8 protein-coding genes are annotated in these 10921 nt (G+C 74.0%); 1 reads left to right on the top strand and 7 read right to left on the bottom strand.

Going from position 1 to position 10921, the window contains the following annotated elements; genetic code table 11:
• Nucleotides 1-435: 435 nt before the first annotated feature.
• From ABZS40_RS11085 to ABZS40_RS11065, 5 genes are all read right to left on the bottom strand, one after another.
• Entirely contained in the window at nt 436-1485 is a 1050-nt protein-coding gene (locus ABZS40_RS11085) for an acyl-CoA desaturase (RefSeq protein WP_354943145.1), read from the bottom strand.
• A 136-nt stretch (nt 1486-1621) separates the two neighbouring features.
• Nucleotides 1622-5083: a hypothetical protein gene (locus ABZS40_RS11080; RefSeq protein ID WP_354943144.1), complete on the bottom strand. Its 3462-nt coding sequence runs from the start codon at nt 5081-5083 to the stop codon at nt 1622-1624.
• Nucleotides 5084-5131: 48 nt separating this feature from the next.
• The gene (gene cutA / locus ABZS40_RS11075) at nt 5132-5452 is read right to left on the bottom strand and encodes a divalent-cation tolerance protein CutA (RefSeq protein WP_091406014.1); all 321 of its coding nucleotides are present in this window, start codon (nt 5450-5452) and stop codon (nt 5132-5134) included.
• A 21-nt stretch (nt 5453-5473) separates the two neighbouring features.
• The gene (locus ABZS40_RS11070) at nt 5474-6478 is read right to left on the bottom strand and encodes a 1-acyl-sn-glycerol-3-phosphate acyltransferase (protein WP_354943143.1); all 1005 of its coding nucleotides are present in this window, start codon (nt 6476-6478) and stop codon (nt 5474-5476) included.
• Entirely contained in the window at nt 6478-7311 is an 834-nt protein-coding gene (locus tag ABZS40_RS11065) for a patatin-like phospholipase family protein (protein WP_238680595.1), read from the bottom strand. The genes ABZS40_RS11070 and ABZS40_RS11065 overlap by 1 nt, the downstream gene beginning before the upstream one ends.
• Before the next feature lie 165 nt (nt 7312-7476).
• Here ABZS40_RS11065 and ABZS40_RS11060 point away from each other — a divergent pair, with 165 nt between their 5' ends.
• Complete coding sequence (locus ABZS40_RS11060; protein ID WP_354943142.1) at nt 7477-8976, top strand: protein kinase; 1500 nt, start codon at nt 7477-7479, stop codon at nt 8974-8976.
• 18 nt (nt 8977-8994) lie between these two features.
• Here the strand turns inward: ABZS40_RS11060 and ABZS40_RS11055 are convergent, their stop codons facing one another.
• Nucleotides 8995-10050 carry a glycosyltransferase family 4 protein gene (locus ABZS40_RS11055; RefSeq protein ID WP_354943238.1) on the bottom strand — a complete coding sequence of 352 codons (1056 nt, stop codon included), beginning with the start codon at nt 10048-10050 and terminating at the stop codon, nt 8995-8997.
• A 148-nt stretch (nt 10051-10198) separates the two neighbouring features.
• Nucleotides 10199-10870, bottom strand: a complete 672-nt coding sequence (locus ABZS40_RS11050) for a BON domain-containing protein (RefSeq protein ID WP_354943141.1) — start codon at nt 10868-10870, stop codon at nt 10199-10201.
• Between the last annotated feature and the right edge of the window lie 51 nt (nt 10871-10921).

Raw genomic sequence — 10921 nt, 5'->3', positions numbered from 1 at the left:
CCATTACCAATTTTGCTCATCAATTGCCCTTCACGCGATGCGTACGACGAGGACACGAGGACCACAGCACATGACGTGCCGGTCGAACTGCCACGAAGAAGGGAATCGGCGCGCGCTGAAAACAGCGCCGGACACCGCGACGAGGCTCAGAAACGAGTCGGATCAGCGCCCCCCGTGGGTGCCGCAGTGAAACTAGCAACTGTTGATTGATTGCAGCAACTATTTACCCTGGGCAATTTTTGCCCCAAGGCCAGGGACAATGGCCCAATATGGACATTAAGATTTGTCAGCTCGGCGGCGAGTGACGCCCGTCACGAGCCGCGGTCCAGGCACACGACGGTGGGGCGGGCATCGTCAGATGCCCGCCCCACCGATCAGTCCTCGCAACGGCCGCGCAGCGGCCGTTTCCGTTCAGCCGCGCAGCGGCCATTCCGTTCAGCCGCGCAGCGGCCGCCCCACCTCGTGCAGGTGACCGAGCGCCTGCCGGTACGACTCGACCAACCCGGTCTCGGCGTACGGGACGCCCTGCTCGACGCAGAAGGCGCGCACGATCGGCTGGGCCCGGCGCAGGTTGGCGCGGGGCATGTTCGGGAAGAGGTGGTGCTCGATCTGGTAGTTGAGACCGCCGAGCGTGGTGTCCACCAGTCGGCTGCCGCGCACGTTGCGGGAGGTCAGCACCTGCTTACGTAGGAAGTCCAGCTCGTCCTCGGCGGTCGGCATCGGCATGCCCTTGTGGTTCGGCGCGAACGCGCACCCCATGTAGAGGCCCCACAGCGCCTGGTGCACGACGGCGAAGAGCAGCGCCTTGACCGGGGACATGACCGCCAACAGCAGCGCCACGTAGGCGGCGGTGTGCGCGACGAGCAACGCCGCCTCGACCGCCCGGTGCCGCATCGGGACGGCGTACTTGCCGTCCTCCTTACCAACGATCGCCCGGATGCTCGCCACGTGCAGGTTCAGGCCCTCCAGCAGGAGCATCGGGAAGAAGAAGTACGCCTGCCGCTGAGCCACCCAACGGCCGAACCCACGGGTCTCCAACGCCTGCTCGGGCGTCCACACCAGGGCGCCCGCGCCGACGTCCGGGTCCTCGTCCTCGTGGTTCGGGTTGGCGTGGTGCCGGTTGTGCTTGTCGACCCACCAGCCGTAGCTGAGCCCCACCGCAGCGTTGCCGGCGAGCAGTCCCACCAACTCGCTGGGGCCACGCCGACGGAACATCTGGCGGTGCCCGGCGTCGTGACCGAGGAACGCGACCTGGGTGGTGGCGACCGCCATCAGGGCCGCGAGCGGAAGCTGCCACCAGGAGTCGCCGAGCAGGAACACGGCCACCCAGCCGGCCACGAAGGCACCGAGGGTCAACGCGATGCGGGTGACATACCAGCCGGGGCGCCGCTCCAGCAGGCCCGCCTGGCTGATCCGTCGGGACAACTGTGCGTAGTCACTGCCTCGCCGTCGTACCGGCGGTTCCGCCACCGCTCCGAGCGCCATTGCTGCTCCCGTTCCGCTTGCGCCCGTACCAGGATGGTTCGGGCTTAATGTCAAGTCTCCCCATCGCGGTAGCGCTGATTAACCCCGACAACCCCCGAATGGGGGGTAGGGCAGGCCCTACCCCTACTGGTTCGACTCAGCCGAGTCGGCCCACCGCGGAGCGCAGTCGAGCCAGGTCACGTCGCCGCCGCTCGTAGGTGGCGGCGAGCCCGACCAGCGCCAGCCCGCCGACCCCCAGGTAGATCCACCGGGGCAGCAGGTCCCACCCCCGGGCCAGCTCGTGCAGCGCCAACAGCGTCAGCGCCCCGCCGCCGAGCAGCACCGGCGCCTGCCAGCGGCGGGTCGCGCCGGCCAGCACCGTGCCGGTCGCCGCCGCGCCGAGGAGCAGCCGCCGCCACGGCTGTGGGTCCGCCCCGGCCAGCACCGACACGAGGCTGGGCAGCAGCGCCGCGACCAGCCCCGGGCCGAGGGCCGGCCAGCTGGTCAACCCCGGTCGGGTACGCAGCGCCAGCAGACCCGCGACGACGGCGAGCGCCGCGGCCGGCAGGGTGTACGCCTCCAGCACTGTCACCCCACCGGCGGCCAGCAGCACCCAGGCCCCGAGCAACTCGCTGCCGGCGGCGATCCCGGCGAACGCCCACCGCCGACCGGCCGGTTCGCCCCGGCGCAGCAACCGCAGCGCCACGGCGACACCCCAGAGCACGCAGACGGTGGCGACGTGCCGTGCCACCTCGACGGTGAGCACCGCCGCCACCAGCGCGACGGCCTGCGCGGTGGCGTCCAGCACCCGTCCCAGCCGGGCCCGCGCCGGGGTGACCGCCGCGGCGGCCAGCACCAACGCGGCCACCGCCAGCAGCGGGTACGCGGCAGCACGCAACGGCAGCCCACCGGCGAGCGGGGCGGTCACCGCCAACGCGGACGCCGCACCCACGGCGGCGAGACAACCGGCGACCCGTACCGCGAGGCTGCGCGCCCCGGCGGTGACAGTGACCGCCGCCACCAGCAGCGCCCCCTCGGCCGCGAGCGTCCCGGCCCGGGTGGCCAGGAGACCGAGCACACCGGAGGCCACCAGCACCACGCCGACCGGCACGGCGACCGGTGCGAGCGCCGGGCGGGCCGCGGCCAGCGCGGTGAACAGCAACGCGGCCAGGCCGGCGAGCAGGACGGCGGCCGGCAGCACCGGCCACGGCGCGCCGACCGCGACGAGCAGCACCGGCAGCGCCGCCGCGACGAACGGCAGCGCGGGCGGCACCGGCAGGCCGACCCGCCGACCGGCCAGCGCCCCGGCCACCGCCAGCACGACCAGCGCGAACCCGACCGGGAGCACCGTCGGGTCGGCGACGACAGTGGGGACCCCCGACCAAACCCGGCCCCGGCCGCCGTACTGCGACACCAGCGCGGTCAGCACCGTCGGCAGGGCCGCCAGAACAGCGACGACCGCCAGCGTTCCGCCGGCCGCCAGCAGCAGCGCCGACCGGGCCGACTCGCGCTGGTCGACTGTCGGCCGGTCCCCGAGGGCCGCCTGACCCGAGTCGTTCGCCAACGACAGCCAGCAGACGCCCAGCGCGGCCAGCGCCGCGTACAGCGCGAGCGGCTCGTCACCCGCGCCGACCAGCGGCGCGAGGCCGGGCATGGCCACCGCCGCGACGGCGCCGATCGGCGCGTACCCGATCAGCTCCACCCGGTGGCGGCGGGCCGCGAGCGCCGTGACCAGCGACAGCCCGGCGGCGGCCAGCGCGAGCCGGGCCTGCCACCAGGGCGGCCCGCCCGCGGCGATCACCGCCACCGCCGCGATCCCGGGCAGCGCGAGCTGCCCGACCAGCAGACCCGCGCCGGCCACCTCCCGGTACGGGCCGGCCCCCCGTCGGGCGGCGAGGGCCAGCCCGACCACGGCGAGCACGCCGAGCGCCACCAGGACACCGATCGGGGTGGCCAGGGCGACCAGCAGTCCGTGCCCGAGCAGCACGGCACCGCCGAGCGCACGGGTGCGCAGGGCGACCGACGGGGTGCTCGGGCGGGCCAGCACGGCGAGCAGCAACGCGACCCCGCCGACCAGGTCGATGGCCACCACCTGAGGCCAGGAGGCCGTCCAGCCGGCGGGCACGGCGAACAGCACCGCCACCGCGCCGGCCGTGGCGAGCACGGTCCGCGTGTTTCGAGGGAGCAGCAGCACCGTCGCGCCGATCGCCAGCGCCACAGCAGGTGCCAGCTGCCAACCCCAGCGCAGGTCCGGCCCCGTCCCGGCCCCGCCCCAGGGCGGCAGCGACCGGCCGACGGCGGCGACCGCCAGCCCGATGGTGATCAACACGGTGACCTGCGCCGTGCCGGCCGCGACGAACAGCGCACCCGCCCGCGGACCGGTCCGCCAACCGCCCCCACCGTCCACCGCCGCCCCGGCCGCCGCCGGCAGGAGCCGCACGGCGGTGGCCATCCCCAGCGCCACAGTCGCCGCCGCGAGCAGCAGCAGGGACGGCCGCAGCTCCGCCACCGGACGCAGCAGGGCGGCGGCGAGCACCGGCACCAGCAGCCCGGCCGCCACCGCCCGCAGCGCCCACCCCCCGACGAGCCAGGCCGCGCCGAACCCGGTCAGCGCGACCAGCAACAGCGGCACCCCGGCCAGCAGTGGCGAGCCCCCCGCCCGCCCACCGACCAGCGGCACCACCGCGCACGCCGAGGCGCCAACCAGCGCGGCGACGTGACCGGCGCTGGCCAACACCCGGCCGACGAGCTGCGCCGCCCCCTCCCGGCCACGCAGTGCGGCCAGCACGGCCAGGTTCAGCGACGCCACCCCGAGCAGGACCAACGCCCACCCCGCCGCACCCAGCCCGGCCTCGGCGGCGAGCAGCGGCAACGCCGGCTGGGCGGCCACCAGGGCGGCGAACCACGGACCCGTCAACCCGCTCCACCGGCCGTACGCCACGGCGACCGCCGCGCTGGCCCCCCCGACCAGCGCGGCGTACCGGCTGCCCGGCCAGCCGGTCACGCCGGCCAGGTCCACCGACCAGGCCGCGTAACCGTCCAGCACCACCAGCAGCAACCCCACGGCGGCGAACGTCTCCGCCGTACCGCGCAGCCCTCGGCGGACCGCCAGCAGCGGTACGCCCAGCGCGAGCGCGGTGAACACGGCCAGGATCAACGCCCGCCCGGCGACCCCCACCGCCGCCCAGGCGACAGCGGTGAACACCACCGCCGCGGTCCCCAGCAGGAGTCCACCGAGGACGAAGAGCAGACCCTGGATCGTCCGGGTCGAGGTCTCCGCCGCGCCCGGCCGCGAATCCGTCACGACCCCGGGACCCGGGCCGATTGACGGCGCCGGGCCGACGAGAGGCGCCGGACGCGCCACGACCGAGGCCGCCAACCCGGCGCGGACGACCGCCGCCAGTTCGGCCCGCCGACGGGACACTGTCGACAGCCGTCCGGCCACGTCGGTGTACGCGCGGCGAGCCCGCTCCACCTGCGGCTCAAGCTCGGCGACCTCCCGGCTCAGCCGAACCACCTCGGCGGCGATCGGGTCGGGCGCGCGTCGGCAACCGGAGCAACCGGCGCTCAGATCGGCCGGTGCACCGCAGGCGGGGCAGGGGTATCGGGTGTCGTCCACCCGGTCATCATCGACAGCCGAGCGGGGTGCGACCCAGAGTGCGCGTACTCAGGATCGGGTGTGCTCGTACACCCAGGTGGCGTAGTCGGGGTTGCCGCTCTCCACCCTGGACACCAGGATCTCCGGCACCTCGTACGGGTGGCTGACCCGGATCTGGTCCAGCAACGCGGTGAGCCGATCCGGTGCGGTCTTGAACTGCACCGACCACTCGGTGCTCGTCTCCATCCCGGACCGCCACCAGTAGGTGCTGTCCACCTGACCACCCACCTGGGCGCAGGCGGCGAGCCTGCCGGCGACGGCCGCAGCCGCCAGCACGTCGGCGACCGAACGCGCATCCACCACCGTTGTCACCACGCAGATCTCGTCCACGCCCGCACCCTACGCGGACAATTAACGGTTAGCGGCGATCCAGGCATCAATCTGCCCCCACCAGTCGAAGAGCCAGTCGATGCGTTGCTGCCGTCCGGTCGGTACGTCCTCCGGCGGAACGGACCAGAACCGCATCACGATCCGCTTGTCCATCGGCAGCTCCCGCCACACGTCGGCGACGGTGAGCATCCGGTCCAGGCCGGTGTGGGCGACGAAGATGACCCCGGCGTCCGGTGCGGCGTCCAGCGCGGCGAGCATCCCACCGGGCTGCGGGGCGAGCACGTGGCGCATCCGCTCGGCGCGCACTGCCATCCGTTCCAGGCCGAGGGAGCGCAGCCGGGCGATGGCGCGCAGTCGTCGCTTGGGGGTGAAGTTGCCGCCCTCCGGAAAGATCACGAAGGCGTCGTTGTCGTCCAGGCCGGTGGCCAGGTGCCCGACCTGGCGTACCGTCTCCTCGCCGCGCTCCGGCGTCGGCGCGATGAATCGGTTGGGCAGCCGGTTGAGCAGCACGTCGATCGCCGGGTCCCACTGGAGGCTGTCCTTGAGGACGATCCGTGGCTCCCGGTGGAACCAGTTGACCAGCCCGTGGATCAGGATGAACGAGTCGCCCGGCCCGGCGTGCCGGCAGAGCACCAACTCGGGCCGGCCGGGCAGCGCGGTGTCCGGGTCGGTGCCCACCACGTCGATGCTCAACCGCAGCGTCCAGCGCGCCTGCCAGAACAGCACCCGCAGGAACCAGCCGGCCAGCACGTAGTGCGCGCGCTGGAAGGCCGGGGACCGGGCCCGCCAGCCGAAGCCGGAGACGAGCCAGAGCACGAAGAGCGCGAGCAGCGCGGCGGCGTCCCAGACCAGGTAGAAGCAGCCGATCCAGAGCAGTCGCAGCGGGCGCAACCGGCCCGGGACCAGCGGGGACGCGGCCGCGGCGAGCAGGGCCCAGATCGGCAGCGTGGTGACCACGAGGAAGGCGAGCAGCACGACGGCGGGGGCGAACAGCAGCCGACGCAGCCACCGGGGAGGCAGCGGCATCACCGCTCCAGGTGGGTGGCGAGGTAGCGACGGGAGGCGGTGTACGCGCGGCTGATCCGCCGTCCCACCGCCGCCATGTCCCGGTACGCCCACGGCGTGTCGTCGCGTGGGTTGAGCCCACCGGTCGGCAGGACGTGCACCTCCACCCCCTCGGGTAGCGCCGCCATCTCCCGGAAGAAGCGGTGCCGGCGGGAGATCTCGAACGCGACCTGCGCGATCTCCCACGGCCGGCGGGGCGGGGTCAGCTCCCGTTCGATCCGGCCCACCTGGAGGACGTAGATCCGGCGGGCGCCGACGGCCACGGCCTCGCCGATCGGGATGGAGTTGACGATCCCGCCGTCCACGTAGTGCGCGCCGTCGATCTCCATCGGCGGCAGCAGGCCCGGCACCGAGGCCGACGCCATCACCGCCGGCACCACCGGACCGCTGTCGAACCAGTGCTCGGCGGCCCGCTCGATGTGGGCGGCGCAGCAGCGGAACGGCACCCGCAGGTCGGCGAAGGTGGTGTCCACCCCCAGCTCGGTCTCCAGCAGGCGGCGCAGCGGTCGGGGTGAGTGCAGGTGGGTGCGGGCGGCGAAGCGGCGCAGCTGCCGGGCCACCGAGTCGCCGTACACCTCACTCGCCTCCGGTGAGGCCCAGAGCCGGACCAGCCGGTCGGTCACCGCCTCGGACGGGTCGGCGGCGACCAGCGCGCCGTTCACCGCTCCGATCGAGGTGCCGAGCACCATGTCGGGTTGGATGCCGGCGCGGAACAGGGCCCGCAACATGCCGACCTCGACCGCGCCGAGCACTCCCCCGCCGCCGAGCACGAACGCCACCGGTCCCCCCGCCATGTCTCTCATCCTGGCACGGGCCCGCCGCCGACCGGTGGGCCGGCATCGGCCGGCGGTCAGCGCACGGCACGCACCGTCCGTCGACGGCCGGCGCCGACGGCGTTGACAGGCCGGACGCATTCGCGCAACCTGATACCGCTCCCACCCCTGAGGCAGGTGCGATCCGTGAAGGCAGCGCTGCATCCGGGCCGATTGCTGGCTCGCAGATACCGACTTCTGGACCAGATCGGCGCCGGTGGCATGTCGGTCATCTGGCGTGCCCGGGACGAGGTACTGGACCGGGTGGTCGCGCTGAAGGTGCTCGCCCCGTCGCTCGCCGCCGACGCGCGGTTCCGGGGCATGGTGCGCGAGGAGGCACGGGCCGCCGCCCAGCTGGTGCACCCGCACCTGACCTCCGTGCACGACTACGGCGAGACGGTCGACCCGGACGGCTCCATCACCTCGTTCGTGGTGATGGAGCTGCTCAGCGGCGAGGAGTTGAAGCTGCGGCTCACCGAGGGACCGTTGCCGTGGACCGAGGCGGTGCAGGTGGGCGCGCAGGTAGCTGACGCGCTGGCCGCCGCGCACCGGCTCGGCATCGTGCACCGGGACATCACCCCGGCCAACGTGATGATGACGGGGACGGGCGTCAAGGTGCTCGACTTCGGCATCGCCACCCGGATCGGCGCGCCCGACGAGGACGAGGACGGCGAAACGTTCGGCACACCGGCGTACGTCGCCCCGGAACGGCTCGACGGCGCGCCGGCCCAGCCGTCCACCGACGTCTACTCACTCGGCGTGCTGTTGCACGAGGCGCTCACCGGCCGGGTCCCGTATCCGGCGGACACCTGGGAGCAGCTCAGCGCCGCGCTGGCCAGTGGTCCGCCGCCGACGCTGGCCGACCTGCCGGACCTGCCCGCACCGGTGGCCCAGATCTGCCTGCGCAGCCTCGCCCGGAACCCGGCCGATCGGCCGACCGCCCGGCAGGTCGCCACAGCGCTCCGCGACCACCGGCTGCCCGCCGAGCCTCCGACCGCGACCATCCGGGTGCCCACCCGGCCCCTGCCACCACAGTCGCCCGCCGTCGCGACGGCCAGCGCCCCGGCAGCGGCGCGGCGCGATGGAGACACCTCGGACGGCGGGGCCTCCTCCGGCGCGGGCGGGCCGGCGACCGGGTCGGGCTGGTCGCGGCGGCGGCTGGTGTTGCTGCTGGTGCTGGTCGTCGGGGTGACAGTGGCCGGCGTGGCCCTGCTGCCCGAACAGCAGCCGACCCGCCGGGCGCAGCCCTCCGCCGGGCCGGTGACGACACTGTCGACCGACCCGCCGGCCCCCGAGTCGTCCGCGCCGATTACGTCGACCCCGCCGGCCACGGCGCCGTCGACGAAGCCGACCACCGGGGCGCCCACCTCGAACCCGGGCACCCTGACCGAGGTCGCGAACCGGGTCGACGGGTTGATCGGCGCCGGGCTGAACGCCGGGGAGATCCGCGACGACGTGGCCCTCGACCTGCGCAACGAGCTGCGCAACCTGACAGTGGCGGTCAGCTCCGGCCGCGAAGAGCTGGCACCGCCGGTGGCCCGGCTGCGCACCAAGGTCGCCGTCCGCCTCGGTGAGGGTGGCATCAGCCCGGCGTACGCCTCTCGGCTCGACGCCGCCATCGCCGAGCTGGGCGCGACCGGGGCCTGACCCGGCGGCACCGGTGGGTCAGCGCACCGGCACCCGGGCCGGTTCACGGACGTCGTGCCGGCCGAGGGCGAAGCGCCGATAGATCTCCGCGTAGCCGCTCGCCATCTGCGCGACCGAGAAGTTCCGCGCGACGTGCGCAACGCAGTCCTCCGGGTCGAGTCGCTCCGCCGCGAGCAACGCCGCGGGCAGCTCCTCCGACCGCTCGACGACGAGCCCGGTCAGCCCCGGCCGAACCAGCTCCGGCACCGCACCCCGGTTGAGCGCGACCACCGGCGTGCCGGTGGCCATCGCCTCCAGCATCACCATGCCGAACGGCTCGTCCCACTGGATCGGCATGACCAGGCAGCGGGCGTCGACAAGCATCCGCAGTGTCGTCGCGCGGTCCGCGTTGAGCACGACTGTCACGTCCTCGTCGACCATCGGCGCGACGACCTGCTCGTAGTAGCGGCGCTCGGCCGGCTCATTGCACTTGCCCGCCAGCAGCAGGGGCACACCGGCCGCCCGGCACGCCCGGATGGCGGTGTCCGGGCCCTTGTCCGGGCTGAACCGGGCCAGCCACAGCACCGGCCCCGCGCCGGGCGTGTGCTTACGCGGGAAGCCCCGGATGTCCAGCGCGTTGTGCACAGTGCCGGCCCAGGGCAGGTTCGGGTTCAGCCGACGCTGGGCGTGCGAGATGGCCACCAGGGCGACGCCCGCGTCGATGTCGCTCAGCACGTCGCCGTACTCCCCGACGGGGTTGCCGTGCACTGTCGCGACCGTCGGCACGGCCCGGCGGCCGGCGACCAGCGGACCGATGGTGGTGTGGTCGTGGATCACGTCGAAGTCGGCCGCGCTGATCAGCCGATTCACCCGGGCCAGGTGGGCCAGCTCGGGCAGTGACTCGCCGAGCCGCTCGTACTGGACCTCGGCGACTGTGGAGACGAAACCGTCGGCCGCCGTGCCGTGGTCACCACCCGCGCCGAACAGGGTCACCGAGTGTCCCTGCCCGCAGAGCGCGTCCACCAGGGCGGCGACGACCTGTTCGAGGCCGCCGTAGCCGGGCGGCGGTACGGACAACCACGGCGGAACCACCATCGCGATGCGCAGCGACCGCTCCTCGGGGCGGCCCGCAGGCGGGTGGTTCACGGCCACGAGTCCTCCCCGTTGCTCCCCGGTGCGGCGGCACCGCCGGTCGGCGGCGGTTTCCCGGTGGCGGCACAGGTAAACCGGACATGGCGGACGATCACCCGCCCACCAGGAGTTGGTCGTGGACCACCCGCACCCCGGGCGCGGACCAGGCCACCCGCTCGACCTGGTCGCGTTCCCACCAGGAGCGGACCACCCCGGCGAGGACCAGCGTGTCGCCGTCCACCTCGACGGTCACCCGTTCGCCGCCGAGCGTGCGCAACAGCGCCCGCTGGACGTCCCGCCGAAGCCGCTCGGCGGCCGGTGGCGCCGCGGGTCGTACCTCGATCAGGTTGGTGATCCCCCGTACGCCGTCGAGCCGGCGCACCTCGCCCTCGGCGGCCCGCCGCTGCCACCCGAACTCGACCTCACCGCGCAGCATCAGCCAGCCGTTGGCCACTGTCACGTCCAGCCGTTCGGCGGGCACGAAGCTGTCCCACTCCAGGGCGCGGGTGGCGGCGTTGGCGACCTCGGCGTCGGTACGCCCCGGAGTACCGGGCAGCCGCACCTCCATCTCGTCGGCCACCGCCCGTACGCCGCGAACCCGCTGTGCGCACCGGGTCGCGGCCCAGCCGCGAGCGGCACCGTCCACGAATCCGGTCAGGGTGACCACGCCCTGGTCGACGGTCACCCCGATCCCGTTCGGTTGCAGCCGGGCGTCCCAGGCCAGCTCGGCCAGGACGTCGCGTTGGATCCGCTGGTCGTCGCGGACACCCACCACCTCGGTCATGGCACCCCACCCCCGGTTCCCGTCGTCGCCCTCCGAAGCTGCCGGGCGAAC

It is taken from the genome of Micromonospora sp. NPDC005324, assembly GCF_040607155.1.
Lineage (GTDB): Bacteria > Actinomycetota > Actinomycetes > Mycobacteriales > Micromonosporaceae > Micromonospora > Micromonospora trifolii.
The sequence above is the reverse complement of the archived record's forward strand: the minus strand, read 5'-3'. Positions and strand labels throughout refer to the sequence as shown.

Bases quoted from the DNA above. Each gene is read 5' to 3' on its own strand.
- ABZS40_RS11085 (WP_354943145.1), bottom strand. From the start codon at position 1,485: ATGGCGCTCGGAGCGGTGGCGGAACCGCCGGTACGACGGCGAGGCAGT.
- ABZS40_RS11070 (WP_354943143.1), bottom strand. From the start codon at position 6,478: ATGCCGCTGCCTCCCCGGTGGCTGCGTCGGCTGCTGTTCGCCCCCGCC.
- ABZS40_RS11065 (WP_238680595.1), bottom strand. From the start codon at position 7,311: ATGGCGGGGGGACCGGTGGCGTTCGTGCTCGGCGGCGGGGGAGTGCTC.
- ABZS40_RS11055 (WP_354943238.1), bottom strand. From the start codon at position 10,050: ATGGTGGTTCCGCCGTGGTTGTCCGTACCGCCGCCCGGCTACGGCGGC.
- ABZS40_RS11050 (WP_354943141.1), bottom strand. From the start codon at position 10,870: ATGACCGAGGTGGTGGGTGTCCGCGACGACCAGCGGATCCAACGCGAC.